The 17,703-nt window shown below is 67.7% G+C and carries 18 protein-coding genes and 3 tRNA genes; 9 read left to right on the top strand and 12 right to left on the bottom strand.

Going from position 1 to position 17,703, the window contains the following annotated elements; translation table 11 throughout:
• Positions 1–3 precede the first annotated feature (3 nt).
• The 3 genes from ftsH to tilS all read right to left on the bottom strand — a co-directional run bounded on the left by ftsH (position 4) and on the right by tilS (position 3,798).
• Positions 4–2,019, bottom strand: a complete 2,016-nt coding sequence (gene ftsH / locus EEJ31_RS01065) for an ATP-dependent zinc metalloprotease FtsH (protein ID WP_123044420.1) — start codon at positions 2,017–2,019, stop codon at positions 4–6.
• Positions 2,020–2,183: 164 nt separating this feature from the next.
• A complete protein-coding gene (gene hpt / locus EEJ31_RS01060; RefSeq protein WP_123044419.1) occupies positions 2,184–2,735 on the bottom strand; it encodes a hypoxanthine phosphoribosyltransferase in 552 nt (183 codons plus the stop codon).
• 55 nt (positions 2,736–2,790) lie between these two features.
• Entirely contained in the window at positions 2,791–3,798 is a 1,008-nt protein-coding gene (gene tilS, locus EEJ31_RS01055; protein ID WP_123044418.1) for a tRNA lysidine(34) synthetase TilS, read from the bottom strand.
• Between the two features lie 86 nt (positions 3,799–3,884).
• On the opposite strand from tilS, the gene EEJ31_RS01050 reads away from it, so the two are divergent.
• Positions 3,885–4,376 (top strand): inorganic diphosphatase, encoded by a 492-nt coding sequence (locus EEJ31_RS01050; protein WP_123044417.1) that lies wholly within the window; start codon positions 3,885–3,887, stop codon positions 4,374–4,376.
• 120 nt (positions 4,377–4,496) lie between these two features.
• Here the strand turns inward: EEJ31_RS01050 and EEJ31_RS01045 are convergent, their stop codons facing one another.
• Positions 4,497–5,966 (bottom strand): C40 family peptidase, encoded by a 1,470-nt coding sequence (locus EEJ31_RS01045; RefSeq protein WP_158603873.1) that lies wholly within the window; start codon positions 5,964–5,966, stop codon positions 4,497–4,499.
• Positions 5,959–7,221: a M23 family metallopeptidase gene (locus tag EEJ31_RS01040; RefSeq protein ID WP_233563657.1), complete on the bottom strand. Its 1,263-nt coding sequence runs from the start codon at positions 7,219–7,221 to the stop codon at positions 5,959–5,961. The genes EEJ31_RS01045 and EEJ31_RS01040 overlap by 8 nt, the downstream gene beginning before the upstream one ends.
• A 491-nt stretch (positions 7,222–7,712) precedes the next feature.
• On the opposite strand from EEJ31_RS01040, the gene EEJ31_RS01035 reads away from it, so the two are divergent.
• From EEJ31_RS01035 to EEJ31_RS01020, 4 genes are all read left to right on the top strand, one after another.
• Positions 7,713–7,785: transfer RNA gene (locus tag EEJ31_RS01035), tRNA-Glu, on the top strand.
• Between the two features lie 38 nt (positions 7,786–7,823).
• A tRNA-Asp gene (locus tag EEJ31_RS01030) sits at positions 7,824–7,897 on the top strand.
• 61 nt (positions 7,898–7,958) lie between these two features.
• A tRNA-Phe gene (locus EEJ31_RS01025) sits at positions 7,959–8,031 on the top strand.
• 136 nt (positions 8,032–8,167) lie between these two features.
• Positions 8,168–8,824, top strand: a complete 657-nt coding sequence (locus tag EEJ31_RS01020) for a histidine phosphatase family protein (RefSeq protein ID WP_233563656.1) — start codon at positions 8,168–8,170, stop codon at positions 8,822–8,824.
• A 10-nt stretch (positions 8,825–8,834) separates the two neighbouring features.
• Here the strand turns inward: EEJ31_RS01020 and EEJ31_RS01015 are convergent, their stop codons facing one another.
• The 4 genes from EEJ31_RS01015 to proS all read right to left on the bottom strand — a co-directional run bounded on the left by EEJ31_RS01015 (position 8,835) and on the right by proS (position 11,433).
• Positions 8,835–9,062 (bottom strand): RNA-binding S4 domain-containing protein, encoded by a 228-nt coding sequence (locus EEJ31_RS01015; protein ID WP_123044414.1) that lies wholly within the window; start codon positions 9,060–9,062, stop codon positions 8,835–8,837.
• Between the two features lie 122 nt (positions 9,063–9,184).
• The gene (locus EEJ31_RS01010; protein ID WP_123044413.1) at positions 9,185–9,466 is read right to left on the bottom strand and encodes a winged helix-turn-helix transcriptional regulator; all 282 of its coding nucleotides are present in this window, start codon (positions 9,464–9,466) and stop codon (positions 9,185–9,187) included.
• On the bottom strand, positions 9,463–9,867 hold the full coding sequence (locus EEJ31_RS01005) for a VOC family protein (protein ID WP_123044412.1): 405 nt from the start codon (positions 9,865–9,867) through the stop codon (positions 9,463–9,465). The genes EEJ31_RS01010 and EEJ31_RS01005 overlap by 4 nt, the downstream gene beginning before the upstream one ends.
• A 141-nt stretch (positions 9,868–10,008) precedes the next feature.
• Positions 10,009–11,433 carry a proline--tRNA ligase gene (gene proS, locus EEJ31_RS01000; RefSeq protein WP_123044411.1) on the bottom strand — a complete coding sequence of 475 codons (1,425 nt, stop codon included), beginning with the start codon at positions 11,431–11,433 and terminating at the stop codon, positions 10,009–10,011.
• Positions 11,434–11,550: 117 nt separating this feature from the next.
• Between proS and EEJ31_RS00995 the strand changes: the two genes are divergently transcribed.
• Positions 11,551–12,045, top strand: a complete 495-nt coding sequence (locus tag EEJ31_RS00995; protein WP_123044410.1) for a GNAT family N-acetyltransferase — start codon at positions 11,551–11,553, stop codon at positions 12,043–12,045.
• Between the two features lie 20 nt (positions 12,046–12,065).
• Here the strand turns inward: EEJ31_RS00995 and EEJ31_RS00990 are convergent, their stop codons facing one another.
• The 3 genes from EEJ31_RS00990 to EEJ31_RS00980 form a co-directional block, all read right to left on the bottom strand.
• Positions 12,066–12,575: a barstar family protein gene (locus EEJ31_RS00990; RefSeq protein ID WP_123044409.1), complete on the bottom strand. Its 510-nt coding sequence runs from the start codon at positions 12,573–12,575 to the stop codon at positions 12,066–12,068.
• Between the two features lie 82 nt (positions 12,576–12,657).
• On the bottom strand, positions 12,658–13,470 hold the full coding sequence (locus EEJ31_RS00985) for an EamA family transporter (RefSeq protein ID WP_123044502.1): 813 nt from the start codon (positions 13,468–13,470) through the stop codon (positions 12,658–12,660).
• 73 nt (positions 13,471–13,543) lie between these two features.
• Complete coding sequence (locus tag EEJ31_RS00980) at positions 13,544–14,149, bottom strand: helix-turn-helix domain-containing protein (protein WP_123044408.1); 606 nt, start codon at positions 14,147–14,149, stop codon at positions 13,544–13,546.
• A 75-nt stretch (positions 14,150–14,224) separates the two neighbouring features.
• Between EEJ31_RS00980 and EEJ31_RS00975 the strand changes: the two genes are divergently transcribed.
• The 3 genes from EEJ31_RS00975 (at position 14,225) to EEJ31_RS00965 (ending at position 17,487) form a co-directional block, all read left to right on the top strand.
• On the top strand, positions 14,225–15,118 hold the full coding sequence (locus tag EEJ31_RS00975; protein ID WP_123044407.1) for a dihydrodipicolinate synthase family protein: 894 nt from the start codon (positions 14,225–14,227) through the stop codon (positions 15,116–15,118).
• A gap of 318 nt (positions 15,119–15,436) precedes the next feature.
• Entirely contained in the window at positions 15,437–16,990 is a 1,554-nt protein-coding gene (locus EEJ31_RS00970; RefSeq protein WP_123044406.1) for a sugar transferase, read from the top strand.
• A complete protein-coding gene (locus EEJ31_RS00965) occupies positions 16,990–17,487 on the top strand; it encodes an adenylyltransferase/cytidyltransferase family protein (RefSeq protein ID WP_123044405.1) in 498 nt (165 codons plus the stop codon). Before EEJ31_RS00970 ends, EEJ31_RS00965 begins: the two co-directional genes overlap by 1 nt.
• The last annotated feature ends 216 nt before the right edge of the window (positions 17,488–17,703 follow it).

Below are 17,703 nucleotides of genomic sequence, written 5' to 3'. Positions count from 1 at the left end.
GTTCTAGGCCGTGGCGGGGCGCGGGTTGATGCCGGGCAGTCGCTTGGGCTTGTCGGTGGCGCTGCCGCCGCTCGTGATCCCGCCGTCGACGGCGCCCTCGTCGATGGGCGCCTTGGGCGTCGGGAGCGCGATGGGAGGCAGGTCGGAGACCGGGCGCTTGTCGCTGGAGAGCCACTGCGGGCGCGGCGGCAGCTTCTCGACATCCTTGAAGATCTCGGCGAGGGCGTTCTGGTCGAGCGTCTCGTGCTCGAGCAGGGCGGCGGCGAGGGAGTCGAGGATGCCGCGGTTGTTGCTGAGCACCTCGTACGCCTCGTCGTGCGCGTTCTCGAGCAGCTCACGCACCTCCGTGTCGACGCGCTCGGCCAGTCGCTCCGAGTAGTCGCGCTGGTGGCCCATGTCGCGGCCGAGGAACATCTCACCGGAGGCCTGCCCGAGCTTCAGCGGCCCGACCTCGGAGCTCATACCGAACTCGGTGACCATCTTGCGGGCGGTTCCGGTGGCCTTCTCGATGTCGTTGGATGCGCCGGTGGTGGGGTCGTGGAAGACGATCTCCTCGGCGACGCGGCCGCCCATCGCGTAGGCGAGCTGGTCGAGGAGCTCGTTGCGGGTGACCGAGTAGCGGTCCTCGAGCGGCATGACCATGGTGTAGCCCAGGGCGCGGCCGCGCGGGAGGATGGTGATCTTCGTCACCGGGTCGGTGTTGCGCATGGCCGTCGCCACCAGGGCGTGGCCGCCCTCGTGGTAGGCGGTGATGAGCTTCTCTTGGTCGCGCATGACGCGCGTGCGACGCTGGGGGCCGGCCATGACCCGGTCGACGGCCTCGTCGAGGGCACGGTTGTCGATCAGCTGCGCGTTGGAGCGCGCGGTGAGCAGCGCCGCCTCGTTGAGCACGTTGGCCAGGTCGGCGCCCGTGAAGCCAGGCGTCTTGCGGGCCAAGACCTCGAGGTCGACGCCCTGGGCCATGGGCTTGCCCTTGGCGTGCACTTCGAGGATCTTCTTGCGGCCGAGCATGTCGGGTGCGTCGACGCCGATCTGCCGGTCGAAGCGCCCCGGGCGCAGCAGTGCGGGGTCGAGGATGTCAGGGCGGTTGGTGGCGGCGATCAGGATGACGTTGGTCTTGACGTCGAAGCCGTCCATCTCCACCAGCAGCTGGTTGAGGGTCTGCTCGCGCTCGTCGTGGCCGCCGCCCATGCCGGCGCCGCGGTGACGGCCGACGGCGTCGATCTCGTCGACGAAGATGATGGCCGGCGAGTTCTCCTTGGCCTGCTGGAACAGGTCGCGCACGCGGCTGGCGCCGACGCCGACGAACATCTCCACGAAGTCGGAGCCGGAGATCGAGTAGAACGGCACGCCGGCCTCGCCGGCGACGGCCCGGGCGAGCAGGGTCTTACCGGTTCCGGGAGGGCCGTACAGCAGCACGCCCTTCGGGATGCGGGCGCCGACGGCCTGGAACTTCGCCGGCTCCTTGAGGAAGTCCTTGATCTCCTGCAGCTCTTCGATGGCCTCGTCGGCGCCGGCCACGTCGGCGAACGTCACCTGCGGGCTCTCCTTGGAGACGAGCTTCGCCTTCGACTTGCCGAACTGCATGACCTTGTTGCCGCCGCCCTGCATGCCGGAGAGCATCAGCCAGAAGAAGCCGCCGAGCAGCAGGAGGGGGATGAGGAAGCCCAGCATGGACGTGAACCAGTTGGGCTTGGGAACCTGGTCGGTGAAACCGTCGGCGGGGTGGGCATCCGTCACGGCCTGAACGACCTCGTCGCCACGGGGGGCGACGTAATAGAACTGCACGCGCTTGCCGAGCTCCTTGTCGGCCGCGGTGAGTGTGAGGTCGACGCGCTGCTCGCCGTCGACGATGGTCGCCTCGGCGACCTTGTCCTGGGTGAGGAACTCGAGTCCCTGCTGGGTCGAGATCTGGCGGTATCCGCCGGACATGCTGATGAGGGCCGACCCCACCCAGAGGACGATGACGGCCAGCACGATGTAGGGAATCGGGCCGCGCAGAAGCTTCTTCACGTTCATGGTCCTCACAGGCTACCGCTTACCACTGAGGGAACGCCGAGTGTTCGCCGCAGGAGGAACGAGAGCACGCTCTCCCTCCCCCACCGCCGTGAGGGGTCACCTTTTACTAGTTCTGGCCGCTCTGCACTAGGAAAAGTCGTCCCCTCACGGGGAGAGGACGGCGATCAGGCGTAGACGTGCGGCGCGAGCACGCCGACGCAGCGCAGGTTGCGGTACTTCTCGGCGTAGTCCAGGCCGTACCCGACCACGAACTGGTTCGGGATGTCGAAGCCCACGTACTTCACGTCGATGTCGACCCGGGCGGCGTCGGGCTTGCGCAGCAGGGCGCAGATCTCGATCGACGCCGGCCCGCGGGAGTTGAGGTTGGCCAGCAGCCACGAGAGCGTGAGGCCCGAGTCGATGATGTCCTCGACGATGAGCACATTGCGGCCGGTGAGGTCGCTGTCGAGGTCCTTGAGAATACGCACGACGCCGCTGGACTCGGTGCCGTTGCCGTAGGAGCTGACGGCCATCCAGTCCATGGTCACCGGATGCGTCAGCTCACGCGCCAGGTCGGCCATCACCATGACGGCGCCCTTCAGCACCCCCACGAGCAGCAGGTCCTTGCCGGCGTAGTCCGCCTCGATCCGGCGGGACAGCTCCGCGAGCTTGGCGCGGATCTCCTCCTCCTCGATCAGGATCTCGGTGAGGTCGCTGTCAATGTCGCGTGGTTCCATAAAGGCGCGGAATCCTTCGGTTCGGTGTCTGCAGCGCGTGTCGGGTGGGCAGCGCTCAATGGTCTGCAGCGACGGCCCTGGTCACGCGGAAGACCAGCAAGCCGTTCTGACGTTCCACTCTAACGCCTGGCAGGTCGACGCCTTTCTGGCCGTGCCAGTCGGTGACCAGCCGCACGGCCGCGAGCGTCTGCGCGCGGCTGAGTGTCACGCCGAACTCGCTTTCGACGACGAAGCGGATGATGCGCTGCCGGAGCGCGGGCGGGTTCGCCGCGAGCGCTCCCACCGACACCGCGATGCCGCCTTCGGCCGGCTCGCAGATCTCCTCGATCACCTCGAGTACGAGGGCGTCGAGCGCGTCGGCGTCCTCACGCAGCTGCTCGGCCGTGCGCGCCAGCGCCTCGGCGACGCCCGGCCCGAGCTCCTGCTCCAGTGTCGGGAGCACGCGCTGCCGCACGCGCACCCGGGCGTAGCGCGGGTCGCCGTTCTGCGGGTCGGCCCACGGCGACAGGCCGGCATCCCGGCAGTACTGCTGCGTCGTCGCGCGACGGATGCCGAGGAGCGGCCTCAGGTACGGCCCGGTCACCGACGACATGCCCTGCAGGCTCGTGGGCCCGGATCCGCGGGCCAGCCCGAGCAGCACCGTCTCCGCCTGGTCGTCGAGCGTGTGCCCGAGCAGCACGTGGGTGGCGCCGGTGTCGCGCATCGCCTCCTCGAAGGCACGGTAGCGGGCGGCGCGCGCGGCGGACTCGGGACCGGACCCGTCGCCAGCCACGACCACGGCCCGAACCAGAACAGGATCGAGCCCGAGCTCGCGGGCCGCCTGCGCGGCCTGCGCCGCGGCATCCGCTGACCCGGCCTGCAAGCCGTGGTCGACGATGACGGCGCCCGCGCGTAGCCCGGCCCGCGGCGCCTCGAACGCGGTGGCGGCGGCGAGGGCCAGCGAGTCGGCCCCGCCGCTCAGGGCCACCAGCACCGGTCCCGCCTGCATTGCGAGCGCCTTGCGCACCGCCCGGCGCACGTCGGCCATGGCGGGGGTCAGCCGGGGCCTGCGGTCGGAGTGCATCCAGTAACGTTATCGGCAGACGTGGAACCGGCACACGCGCTGCCCGGCACCCCGCACGAAGGCTTGAAACAAAGGGAGAGAGCACCATGGGCGAATACGACGCCGTCATCGAGATTCCGCGGGGAAGCCGCAACAAGTTCGAGGTCGACCACGAGACCGGCCGGGTCTACCTTGACCGCGTGCTCTACACGTCGTTCGTCTACCCGACCGACTACGGCTACTTCGAGAACACCCTCGGCCTCGACGGCGACCCGGTCGACGTGCTCGTGCTGCTGGACTACCCGCTCTTCCCGGGAGTCGGGGTCTCGGTGCGTCCGGTCGGCGTGTTCAACATGACGGATGACGGCGGCTCAGACGCCAAGGTCATCGCCGTGCCGGCGGGCGACCCGCGCTGGAACCACATCCAGGACGTCGACGACATCCCCGAGTTCACGCGCAAGGAGATCGAGCACTTCTTCGAGCACTACAAGGACCTCGAGCCGGGCAAGTGGGTCAAGACTGAGGGCTGGGGCGACGCCGCGGAGGCCGACCAGATCGTGCGCGACGGAATCACCAAGCTCGCGGAGGAAGGCCACTAGGCCCTCCGCCCCTCTCGTCAGCAATGGCCCCTTCACCTCGAGTGAAGGGGCCATTCGCGTCGATACGAAGGCGCAAGTCCGCGAGTCAGCGGCACGGATGCGCCGGATCGCGCCGGCGGGTCAGGCGGAGGGGCGGCCCACGTAGGAGGCGACGTCGCCCCAGCCCCAGATCGCGTGAATGCGCACGGGCTTCCCGACGTCGGGAGCCTCGAGCACCTGGCCGCCGCCCATGTAGATCGCCACGTGGTAGTAGTCGTATCCGCTCGACCAGAACACCAGGTCGCCCACCCGCACATCGCTGAACGGCACCAGCAGCCCGCGGTCCGCCATCGTGTAGTACTGGTTGGTCGCCGAGTGCGTGCCGATGTAGATTCCTGCAGCGCCATATGCCGCCTGCGTCAGCCCCGAGCAGTCCCAAACGTTGGGACCGGAACCGCCGAGCTCGTAGCGCTCCCCGAGTTGCGCACGCGCGAAGGAGATCGCGGTGTCGACGGCGCCCGCGCTGGGCGCCCCAACGCTTCCGGAACCGCCGGAGTCACCGGAGCCGCCGGAGTCGTTCGATCCGCCGCTGGACCCACCGCTCGATCCGCCGCTGGACCCACCGCTCGATCCGCCGCTGGATCCACCGCTGGATCCGCCGCTGGCCGGCGGCTTGGGCGGGCTCGGCCGACTGGGCTTGGGCTTGGCCGCTTCCGCGGCCGCCTTGTCGGCGGCCTCCTTCGCGGCGCGCGCATCCGCCTCCGCTTTGGCCTTCGCCGCCGCGGCCGCCTGGGCCTCGGCCAGCGCCTTCGCCGCCGCGGCGGCCTCGACGCCGGCGCGGTAGGAGCGCTCGGTCTCGGCGGTCGTGTTCTTCAGCACCGCCAGCTGCTCGAACAGCTGGTCGGACTTCTCCTGCTGCGTCGTGTACGCCGCCTCGGCGTCCTGCGCGGCGGTACTCGCCTCGTTGTAGCGGTCCTTCGACTCGGCGGTAAGCCGTTCCCGCTCGGCCTTCGCCGACGCGGCCTGTTCGCCGAGCGCCTCCGCCGTGTTCTGGTCCTGCAGCGCCTCGCGGTAGATCAGCTCAGACTGCTCGCTCAGCTTGCTGGCCGTGCCGAGCTGGTGGAGCAGGTCGGTCGCGCCGTTGCCGTTCAGGAACAGGTTGAGCGAGAGGTTCTGCGCGCCCGTCTTGGCCAGGTGTGCGGCGATGAGGCCGGCCCGCATCTTCGACGTCTCGGCCTTCTTCTTGGCGGCCGCCGCCTGGGTCGTGAGGCTCTCTTCACGGGCCTTGGCCGCGGCGAGGTCGTCGAGCGACACCCGATACGCCTCCGCGGCCTTCTGCGAGCGGATGGACGCCTCTTCGGCGGCGAGCTGCAGGCCGGTGAGCAGGGAGCCGATCTTGTCGATCTCCGCCTTCGTCGCCGCCTCGTTCTGCTTCGCCTTCTGAACGTCGTCCCAGCTCGGGTAGTTCTGGTCGGCGAAGGCGGCCGGCATGGCGATGCCAGCGGATGCCGCGACGGCACCGGTCGCTCCCACGGCGACGACGGAAAGCATCGTGCGTGGCCTCAGCCGCGAGAAGAACCCCCTCGGCTTGCCCGTGGTGGTGTCAGCCAAGTGGCGCCCCCCTGTCGGCCATGAACGGTTCGGCGTCGATGGTGCTGCCGTTGATCCGGACCTCGAAGTGCAGGTGGCAGCCGTCGGCGGCGCCGGTCTCGCCGACGCTGGCGATCACCTCGCCCGCCTCCACGTGCTCGCCGTAGTCGACGTGGATTCCGCCGTCGACGATGTGGGCGTAGCCGGTGGACACCCCGCCGCCGTTGTCGAGCAGGATGAAGTTGCCGTACGTTCCCATGCGGCCGGCGTAGTCGACGGTTCCGGAGTGCGCGGCATAAATGTTCGCGCCGCAGCCGGCCCCGAGGTCGGTGCCCGAGTGGTACCCCTTGCTGCAGCCGTCGTTGCCGCAGATCACCGCGCGGGGGCCGTACCCGTCGGTGATGCGCCCATTGGCAGGCACAGCCCAGCCCTCGTCGCCGACGTAGCCGCCGCCGAGTCCCGCGCCGGAACTCCCGCTCTCGGCAGCCGCCTCCGCGGCCGCCTCGCGCGCCGCCTCCTCGGCAGCGCGCCGCGCCGCTTCCTTCGCGGCCGCGATGCGCGCTCGTTCGGCAACGCCTTCCTTGTAGGCCGTCGCCGTCTTCGCCTCGGTGTCTTGCAGGAACGCGAGCTGCTGCTTGAGCTCGACGCTCTTCGCCTGCGACTCGGCGAGGGCGGCTGCTGCCGCATCCGCTGCCGCCTGCGCCTCAGCCATCGCCTTCTGCGCCTCGACGCGACGCTGTTCCCGCACCTTCTTGGCGGCTTCGGCCTGGTCACCGAGCGACCGGGCGGTGTTCTCGGCCGTCTGCGCGTCCTCGTAGATCTCGGTGCTGCGCTCGACGAGCTTCGACATGCTCCCGAGCTTGGAGAGCAGCTGTTCGGCACCGGCGCCGTTGCCGCTGCCCTGGAGGAGAAGATTCACGCTCAGGTCGGTGCCACCGGTGCGGTAGAGCTGGGAGGCGAGCTGGCCGGCCTGCCGGGTGGCGGCATCCGCTGTCTTCGCACTCTCTTTGGCCTGCGCGGCGAGGTCCGCAGCGCGCCGGGTCGCAGCGTCGAACGCGAACTGCGCGTCCTGGAGCGCAACACCCTTAGCCTCGGCTTCAGCCTCGGTCGCCGCGACCTGGTCCTGCAGGCCGCCGATCAACGTCTTGATCTCGGCGACCTTGGCAGCGGCGGCAGCGGTGTTCGACTTCGCCTGCTGCAGCTCGTCCCAGGTCGGATAGTCGACGGCAAGCGCGGAGTGCGCGGGGCCCGCGAGCGAGACGACGAGCGCAATCACCGCGGCGATCGCACCCCCCGAAAGCCGTGAAAGTCGACCTTCGCGTCGAGTTCGTAAAGTGCGCAGACCTGCCCACGCTCCGCGATTCGTCGCGATTCCGGTGCGATGCATACTTCCCCGATCGGCGGCCCAGTGAGTCGTCTTCGATGTCTCGTTGCCTTGAGTGGCGACTGTTCACGGTAACAAGCGAGCGGCCCGAGGGCGAGTCGCGGCCCGCCGATGACCCCCGAGCTGGGTACGTTTCCCCCCAATTCCGGGGTGAAATCGCGCCGCCCGCTCCCCTTTCTCTGCGCTTTCCGTGCGCTGGGCCTCGCCGGAAGCACTGGAACCTGGGTCACAGTGCGCGCAATTGCGCGCGCCGCACCGAATTCCGGGTGCCGCGACGCGCGCCTGTCGACAGGGGTTGCCCGCGGCATCCGCCTCGATTTTGGCATTGAAGCAAATGCCCCTTATGCTTATGCGTCGGAAGTCATGCGGTTTGTGACCTCGCCGGCCCCATCGTTTAGCGGCCTAGGACGGCGCCCTTTCACGGCGTTAACACGGGTTCGAATCCCGTTGGGGTCACGCCTATAATTGAAAAAAGCACCAAAGGTTTCACATTTGGCCCTGTAGCGCAGTTGGTTAGCGCGCCGCCCTGTCACGGCGGAGGTCGCCGGTTCAAGTCCGGTCAGGGTCGCAGGCGACAAGCCCTTCTGAGGAAGGGCTTTTGTCTTAGACGGCCGCATTGCGGCCTTCACGGCTCTGTAGCTCAGTTGGTAGAGCGTTCGACTGAAAATCGAAAGGTCACCGGATCGATGCCGGTCGGAGCCACTGCGAAAACCCTCGGCCGAGCCGGGGGTTTTCTCGTTTCCGGGAACCTACAACCTACAGCGACAGGCCGCGCTGAGCTTTGGCCATCACTTCTCGCCCGTGAAGACCCGAGCGAACTCGACACTACTGTTGAAATGTGCTCACCAACGATCCACTGCCCGACCACCCCGCGCCGGATAACCCATCGGGGAAGCTGATTCTCCTTCGCCACGGGGAAACGGAGTGGTCGAAGAGTGGCAAGCACACGGGCCTCACCGACATTCCCCTCACTGCCCGAGGAGAGGACCTTGCCCGTGGTGCCGGCAAGCTGCTCGTCGGCTACGAGTTCTCGCTCGTCCTGACATCGCCGCTGCAGCGCGCGCGACGGACTGCCGAACTAGCTGGCCTCGATGCTGAAGTGGACCCCCTCCTCGTCGAATGGGACTACGGCGGATACGAGGGACGCACAACGCGCGACATTCGCAGCGAGCTCGGCTACAACTGGAGCGCGTTCACCCACGGCGTGATCCGTGGGCAGACGCCGGGTGAGACGGTGGAAGAAGTTGCTGCGCGCGCGTCACGCGTTCTCACCCGGGTACTGCCTGCGATGGCCAACGGAGACGTCGCCTTGGTGGCACACGGCCACTTCTTGCGCATCCTGACCGCCGTGTACCTGCGACTGGCCCCTCGATTCGGTGCGCAGATAACCCTGGATGCGGGATCAGTGTCCGTGCTGAGCTATTACCGCGAGCAGCCGGCCATCATGTCCTGGAACTACGGGCTCGAGCTACCCGTGGTGCCGTCAGAGTCCTGAGCCGGTCCGCTCACGGGCAGACGCGAACCCTGCGTCCATCGAAGCTGACGATGTCGCCGGGCTGCAGTTGCCTTCCGCGTCGGCGATCAACTTCGCCGTTCACGGCCACAAGGCCGTCGATGATGGCCTCTTTCACGTCTCCGCCGGAGTCGAGGAGTCCAGCGAATTTCAGGAACTGCCCGAGGCGGATGACCTCACCACCGATCGCGACATCATCGATCGGAGCTGGATTTGCCATGCCCGAATGTTAGTCGACAAGATGCCGGCGATCCGACCTCAACTACGCACGTCACGGGAGCAATTCGTCGTCGCGACGCAACGCGACCATGCCGATCGAGGGCTTGGGGCCAGGCGCCACACCTAGGCCTCTTCGGCGCCCCAGCGTCCGAGCGCGATTATCGCCTCGCGCAAGGCAAGCCCGCGATCGGTCAGCGCGTAGGCCCTGGTGTTGTGCCGGAGCGGCAGACGGGACAGCACGCCGGCCGCTTCGAGCTCGCGCAGGCGGGTCGCGAGCATGTTCGTCGGCACTCCGAGGTCGCGCTGCAGGTCCCCGTATCGCTGCGGCCCGTCGAGCAGCCGCTCCACGATGAGCAGGGCCCACCGTGCTCCGACAATGTCGAGGGCTGCGGCGAGGTCACTCACGCGATCGGATCGGTGTCCGGCTTCATCCAGAACGGGGAGTAGTGGTAGCCGTCAGGGTCGTCGAACTGGCGCTGGTACATGAAGGGGTAGTCGTCGATGTCACCGACACGTCCGCCGGCAGCGCCGGCGCGCTCGACGAGTTCATCGACGGCCTCACGGCTGCCGAGGCCGAACGAGACGGTCACTTTGGAGGGGGTGTCGGGCCCGCCGATCAACTCCTCGGTGGCGCCGACGCTCGCGTACATCTCACGGCTGCCGAGCATGACGTACTGCTCGGGCGCGATCTTGAAGCACGACACGTTGTGATCGGACATCTCGGCATTGAGGGTCCAGCCGAGGGCGGTGTAGAAGGCGGTCGCGCGCTCGACGCTCTCGACCGGACAAGTGATGAAGAGGTTCATGCGGTCGATACTTGCAAAATGCAAGTGAAACGTCAAGCCCCCCGCCCCGCGCTCGATCAAGGCCGTTCTCATCGAGAGCTTTCGGTTCTTAAGGCAGCCAGTGCTCCGGCGGGCGTCGTTCCTTAGTCACGACGTGCATGGTCAATAACTGCGGCCGACAATCGCCATCAGGTCGGAGGCCAGGTCGCCGTTTCCGGGCACTGTTCCTTGCCGGGTTTGCAGGCAGCGGACACTCACAGCCTCGCGGTTGAGCGCGTCCTCGCCTTCCTCACCGAGTTGCTCCCAGGGGATTCGCGCAAATCCTGCCTTGGCAGCGTCAAGTGCCTCGGTCACGGACGCAGCCTCCACAGTGCGGTCCATCAGTCGCTGACGGGCGGCCTCTATCATCTCTGTGTGAATGCTCTCCAGCAGGGCGACAATGGTTGTGCTGACCGCCTCGAGCCTGACCGATTCCTTGGCGCCGCCGTCGCGTCGCACGATCGTCGCGTGGCCCGATTGGAGATCTCGAGGACCGACCTCCAACCGCACCGGGACACCCTTGAGCTCCCACTCTGTGGCACGCCGGCCAAAGCCCTGCGTTGTCCGATTGTCGAGCCGGGCACGCACTCCTGCCGTGATCAGTTCGCGGACGAGCGAGGAACCAATCGTCATCGTCCGCTCGTCGACTTTCACCGCGAGGACAACCACCTGCACCGGCGCGACGCGGGGCGGTATGCGGATTCCTTGGTCATCACCGTGCGCCATGATCAGCCCACCGACCATCCGCGTGCTGGAGCCCCACGAGGTCGTCCAGCACGGTTCGACCTGCCCTGAGCTGCTGGCAAAGGTGATGTCGAACGCCTTCGCAAAGTTCTGCCCCAACTCGTGACTCGTAGCCATCTGCAGCGCCTTGCCATCTCCCATCATGGCCTCGCAGGTCATCGTGTTGATGGCCCCCGCGAACCGCTCGCGCCGGGATTTCACGCCTACAAGCACCGGAATTGCGAGAACGTTCTGCAAGAAATCGCGATACACGTCCAGGTGAATTCGAAGCGCATAAGCGTTCGCCTCTTCGCGAGTCGCATGCGCGGTGTGGCCCTCCTGCCAGAGGAACTCCGACGTACGCAGGAACAGGCGGGGCCTCATCTCCCACCGCACAACATTCGCCCATCGGTTCAGCAACATGGGCAGATCGCGATGCGACTGGATCCACTTGGACATCAACTCGCCGAACAAGGTTTCGCTCGTGGGCCTGACGACGACAGGCTCAGGCAACTCCTTACCGCCCGCGTGCGTGACTACCGCAAGTTCGGGGCTGAAACCCTCGACATGCTCGGCCTCTCGTGCCAGGTATGACTGCGGGATGAACAGGGGCAGATAGACGTTCTCGGCGCCGGTCGCCTTGATCCGCCCGTCCACCTCAGCCTGCATCCGCTCCCAGAGCCAGTAGGCATACGGTCGGATCACCATCGTGCCGCGCACCGGACCGTTCTCGGCCAGCTCGGCCTTCTCCAAGACGTCCTGGTACCAGCGGGGAAAGTCATCCTGCTGGGAGGTGAGAACGTTCGTCCGACTGCTATGCGCCATTGGGCAACGCTACCGGCAGCGCGAAGTTCAGCGATAGCTCGCAGGAGCCGAGCTCGGGCGCCTCATAAGCACCAGCACGCCCACGCCGTGTCGGCGGCGACAGGTAACGTTCCACTTATGAGTGCTCTTCACCTCGAGCCGTGGTCCGACGCCGGACTGGATGTGCTGCGACGACAGAACACGCCGGCAATGACGAGGCACCTCGGGGGACCAGAGCTCGAAGAAGCGGTGGGTGGCCGCCACCAGCGCTACCTGCATCTTGAGGATGGCGAGATGATGGTCGTTCGCCTGGGCGAGGTGGCGATCGGCTCGATCGGATATTGGGCGCGCAGCTGGGACGGTCACGAGGTGTACGAAACGGGATACGCGATCTTCTCGGAGTTCGGCGGCCACGGGTACGCCACGGCCGCACTGCGACTGGTCGCCTCCCGAGCGGCCTTGCGCGCTACTCGCCGTCATCTGCACGCGTTCCCCCGCGTCGATCACGCCGCGTCTAACGCGGTATGCCGCAGGGCCGGCTTCGAACTCGTCGGCACGAGCTCGTTCGAGTACCCCAAAGGCACCTGGGCGGAGTCCAACGACTGGCGGATGGACCTGACCGGCTTGGTCTGAACCGGCCGCCGCGGTGAGGGTCAGCCGAGCATCCTCATGGGGACGCCTGCCCACCGCGCTGCAACGGCCGGCACTGATTCCGGCCGCGTAGCCAGGACCACGCGGAAAGGAATCGCCGCCCGGTCGATATTTTCACCCGCGTCGACGATCGGTTTCGAGAATTCCGCAGCGGCGACCTCGATACATCTCACGAGCACCTGCATCGCGCGCGGCTCCGTCATGGTCAAGACGTGCTCGGGCGCCGTCACGACGATGACCCTCCCCCGCTCGACGGGCAGCCAGTCCAGATCTGACAAGCATTCATCGAAGGCATCCCAGTTCTCGCCGAAATAGAGCGGGAACTGCAGTGCGGCACTGAACTCATCGAAGAGCTCCGACACGATCGGCATCTTGCTGCCCCGCACCATCCGTACGGTCAGCCCAGCCATCGACCACCGGAGTATCGCGTTCCCTATCTCAGACTCTGACCCGACAAGCACATCCAGCTCGAAGGGAGATTGAACCTCAAAGAATGAGCGCGTCACAGTCATTCGGATCCTCGCATCATCGGGAACGACTCGGAATGGCGGAGGTGCGGTTTCCAACGCAGCCCAGGTCGGCAGCAGCCTACCGTCAGACGCCTGTCGGGCTCGCACCCCGCCGGCCCCGGCGCTGCGCTGCGGCGCCGGCGAGAACGACGAGCAGGATGCCGAGGACCTGGGTGGCAGAGGGCTGCTGCCCCAGCACGACCAGCCCGAGCAGCACGCCGAACGCCGGCTCGAGAGCCATCAGCGTCCCGAAGGCGTGCGGCGTGAGGTGACGCAGGGCGATCATCTCCAGCGCGAAGGGGAGCACCGGAAGCAGTAGCGCGAGGCCCGCTGCGGCGACCAGGATCGCGAGGCTGATGTGGCCAGCGGCCTGCGGGACTCCGACAATCGCCGCGGTCAGCGCGGCGATCGGGATGGTGAATGAGAGCCCCGTGATGCCGCTGAAGCGATCACCGACACGCTGCGTGAGCACGATGTAGGTGCCCCAGCCGACGCCGGAGACGACAGCGAATCCGATTCCGACGATGTCGACCTCGCCGAGCCAGGGTTCGGTGAGCAGGATGACGCCGAGCAGCGCGGTCAGGGGCCAGAGGAGGGCTTTCGCGTTATGGCTCCGCACTGCGGCGACGGTCAGGGGCCCGAGGAATTCGATGGCGACGGCCGTGCCGAGCGGAATGCGTTCGATCGCCGCCAGGAACGCCATCGTCACGATCCCGGTCGCCACGCCGAGGCCCAGGAGCGCGGAGACGTCCCTCCGACGAACCATCCGCAGCGGAGGTGGCGCGAGGAGCACGAAGATCACCGCGCCCACGCTGAGCCGGAGCCACGCGGTACCGGCCGCTCCGACTTCTGCGATCAGGCCGACCGAGAGCGCGGACCCCAGCTGCACCGACAGCATCGCCGTCACCGCGAGCGCCCACGGAGGCACCGGCATCCGCTGCGGCACCCGGAACCGCCCCAGGCCGGCCGGGTCACGCACCCGTGGCCCCCGGTCGCGCGGGCGAACCGACGCCCGGCTCGAAGACGACCAGCGAGAACCGAGCGGATGCCTGGCCCGGGTTGATGTAGGCGTGCGCGGCGTCGCCGGGGAACCCCATGGCGTCACCCGCCTCCAGCGTGACCGACTGGCCCGCGGCCTCGATGAGGAGGCACCCCTCCTGCACCTGGATGAGCTCGCGAGTGCCGGCCGCGTGGGCCTCGCTGTCGTGGCGGTCTCCGCCGGCCAGCGTCCAATCCCACAATTCGACCACGTCCGGCGGTTCGGTGCCTGCCACCAGCACACCACAGCCGCCCGAGCCGCTCCGCCACAGCGTCGCGCCCTCGCCCCGGCGGGTGACCTTCACCGGCTTCAGCGACGGCGGCTCCACCAGCGCGGGTAGCCCGATGCCGAGGGCGTCGCTGATCCTGAGCAGGCTTCCGACGCTGGGATTCGCGGCACCCTGCTCCATCGCGACCACCGTGCGCCTGCTCAGCCCGGCGACCTCCGCGAGGCGGTCGAGCGTCCATCGGCGCGCCTGGCGCTCGTTCTTGATGCGCGCCCCGATCGCCTCGGCGAGGGCAGTGGCGGTCCTGTCCATTAGTGCAGAATACTGCACTAGACGTGCACTCGTATACTGGAGCGGATCCCGCCCGTCGCGAGAAGGAGAGCCACGGTGTTCACCGGTCTGAGCGCGTTTCCCCTGACCCCCTTACGCGACGACGAGTTCGACGAGGATGCGTACGCTCGCCTGGTGTCGCGGCTCGCGCGCTCCGGCGTCGATTCGATCACGGCGCTCGGCTCGACCGGCTCCTACGCGTACCTCGACCGCGCCGAGCGCAGCCGTGTGGCACGATCCGCCGTGCAGCACGCTGGGAGCACTCCGGTCATTGTCGGGATCGGCGCCTTGCGCACGTCCCTCGTCCAGGCCCTCGCCGACGACGCCCAGGAGGCAGGGGCATCCGCCGTGCTGCTCGCGCCGATGTCGTACCAGCCCCTCACCGACGACGACGTCTTCGGACTCTACGAAGACGTCACGGCCGACCTCTCGATTCCGCTGGTCGTGTACGACAACCCCGGCACCACGCACGTCACCTTCTCCGACGACCTCTACGCCCGCATCGCAGAACTCCCCCGAGTCGCCTCGATCAAGATCCCGCCGGTGCCGAGTCAGCCGGCAGCGGCGCGGCAACGCGTCCAAGACATCCGCAGCCGCATTCCCGACCACGTCGGCATCGGCATCTCCGGCGACGGGTCTGCCGCAGTCGGGCTCGCAGCCGGATGCGACGCCTGGTACTCGGTCATCGCCGGCACGCTGCCCGCCCCGGCGCTGGCCATCTCCCGCGCCGCGCACACAGGCGACCACGCCGCCGCCCTGGCGGAATCGGCACGCCTGCAGCCGTTGTGGGATCTCTTCGCACAGTTCGGGAGCCTGAGGGTGACCGCGGCCATCGCCGAACACCTTCAACTAGTGTCGACCCCGTCACTGCCGCGCCCGCTCCGCGGACTCGACGCCGACGCCCGCGCGCGCATCGCCCGCGTCGTCGACGAACTGGACCTCGCCGCCTGAGTGCCGGGTGCCCACCGGCCGTGACCGACGGTTGCCCCCCTTTCGGGTTACAGCACACCACGGTAAAAGTGAGGTATGTTCACACCGTGGCTAAGTGAGAAAGCGTCACTTATCTTCCACGGACGGCAACGGGTTCCCTAGGCCCTCGCCCGATGTGATCCCGTATTGAACCTGTAAACCCGAAATGCAGGGAACCAACGTGACTACGTCCACGACGTGTCGGCGGCTCCGTCGACCCATCTTGCCCGATCAGACCGCGACTCCGCCAGGCCTCCGCGCCAGACGGCGCCCTCACGTGCGCGAGGGGGTGACGGCAGAATGAGCGATCTCAAGCCTCGCCTCCCCCTCATCGGCGCCCCCGCCTTCGGGCGCCGGGTTCCGAAGTTGCGGCTCGTCGACACCCTCGCACCGGTGACACCGACGCTCACGGCCGACAGCCGGGAGTCCGGGCTCACCTGGGCCCGGCGCTACCGGAACCGGCTACGCGCGACGGACTTCACGGTCATCGTCGCCGCCGTGACCGTCGCCCTCGTGGCGCGCTTCGGCGTGGCCGGCGCGCAGACATCCGTTGGCACCTCGCCCGTCGTGGAGTACTGGATGGTGTCGGCTGTCATCGTCGTCGCATGGCTCGCCACCCTGAGCGCCCTGCACACCCGAGACTCGCGGGTGGTGGGCGTCGGTGCGACCGAGTACAAGCAGGTGATCAACGCCAGCGCGCTGGCCTTCGGGCTGCTGGCGATCGGCTTCCTCGTGTTCCAGGTCGACATCGCCCGCGGGTATTTCATCCTCGCGCTGCCGCTCGGGGTCGCCGGGCTCACCGTTGAACGCTGGCTGTGGCGCAAGTGGCTGCTACGCCAGCGCCACTTCGGGCACTACCTCGCCCGCGCCATCGTGGTAGGCAACCGCGACGATGTCGAATACGTGGTGCGCCAGATCGGCGAGAAATCCGGGGCGGCCTATCACGTGGTCGGTGTGGCCCTGGAAGGCGGCGACATCGCTGCCGTGAGCGGCCGGGACCAGCAGGTTCCCGTCGTCGCCGACTACGACAACGTCCCCGCCGCCGCCGCGGAACTGGGGGTCGACTCCGTCATCGTCGCCGGCAACCCCAGCGGCGGCAGCCAGTACATCCGCAATCTGGGCTGGGGCCTGGAGGGCACATCGGCCGAACTGGTCCTCTCCAGCCGGCTGACGGATGTCGCGGGTCCCCGCATCCACTTCCGCCCGGTCGAGGGCCTTCCGCTCATCCACGTCGAGATCCCCCGGTTCGAGGGAACGAAGCACGTGATGAAGCGCACCTTCGACGCCGTCGCCGCCGCGATGGGACTGCTGGTGCTGCTCCCCGTGCTGCTCGCCATCGCGATCCTCATCAAGCTGGACAGCCCCGGCCCGGTGCTCTTCTTTCAGGAGCGCTGCGGGCGCACGGGCAAGCCGTTCCACATGGTCAAGTTCCGGTCGATGGTGCAGACGGCGGAGGACGACCTCGCCTCCCTGCTCGACAAGAACGAAGCCTCCGGCGTGCTGTTCAAGATCCGCAACGACCCGCGCATCACGCGGGTGGGCCGCATCCTTCGGAAGTACTCGCTCGATGAGGTCCCCCAGCTCTGGAACATCCTCGTGGGCGAGATGAGCCTGGTCGGACCGCGCCCCCCGCTCCCCAAGGAGGTGGAGTGCTACGAGCGCCACGTTCACCGCCGGCTGTACATCAAGCCCGGCCTCACCGGAATGTGGCAGGTCAACGGCCGGTCCAACCTCAGCTGGGAAGACAGCGTGCGCCTCGACCTGTACTACGTCGAGAACTGGTCGCTCACCGGCGATCTGATGATCATCTGGCGAACCATCAAGACCGTGCTGAGGCCCGAAGGAGCGTATTGATGTCAACCACGCGCGACCACGCGGAACGGGTCGGCTATGCCGCGGGCGCCTTCGACCTGTTCCACATCGGGCACCTCAACCTGCTGCGGCACGCGAAGAGCCACTGCGACTACCTCATCGCCGGCGTCGTCTCCGATGAGATGCTGCTGCTGAACAAGGGGCGGCCACCGGTGGTTCCCCTGGCCGAGCGGTTGGAGATCGTGCAGCACATCTCCTACGTCGATGAAGCGATCCCCGAGGTGCTGCCCGACAAACTCGACACCTGGAAGGAACTCCGCTTCGACGTCTTCTTCAAGGGCGACGACTGGCAGGGCACCGAGAAGGGGCTCCGCCTGGAGCGGGAATTCGCCCGGTACGGCGTGGACATCGTCTACTTCCCGTACACGCTGTCCACCTCGAGCACCCTGCTCCGCGGCGCCCTGAATGCACTCGTCAGCCAGGCGACCGGCGCGGTGAGTCAGGCCGTGAGCCAGACCGCGAGCGCGGCCATGCCGTAGGGCTCGCACCCCCAGACCGTCCCCGCATCCCTCGCCTCCCCCAGCGAGGGGTGCGGGGATGCCGCATTGTACGCTACGTCCTCCAACCATTCTGGGAGTCCCCCATTAAGGGGTCACAGAATTGGCATTGAGGAGTATCGACGTGCCACCATCCTCTGGGGGGGGACGAGCTGATGTCCTGCGTCCCGAGTACCGCCCTTCGTGGCGCGCCTCGGC

Source organism: Cryobacterium tepidiphilum, from assembly GCF_003716325.1.
In the GTDB taxonomy this organism is placed as follows: Bacteria; Actinomycetota; Actinomycetes; order Actinomycetales; family Microbacteriaceae; genus Cryobacterium; species Cryobacterium tepidiphilum.
This window is presented reverse-complemented; position numbering and strand designations above follow the sequence as displayed.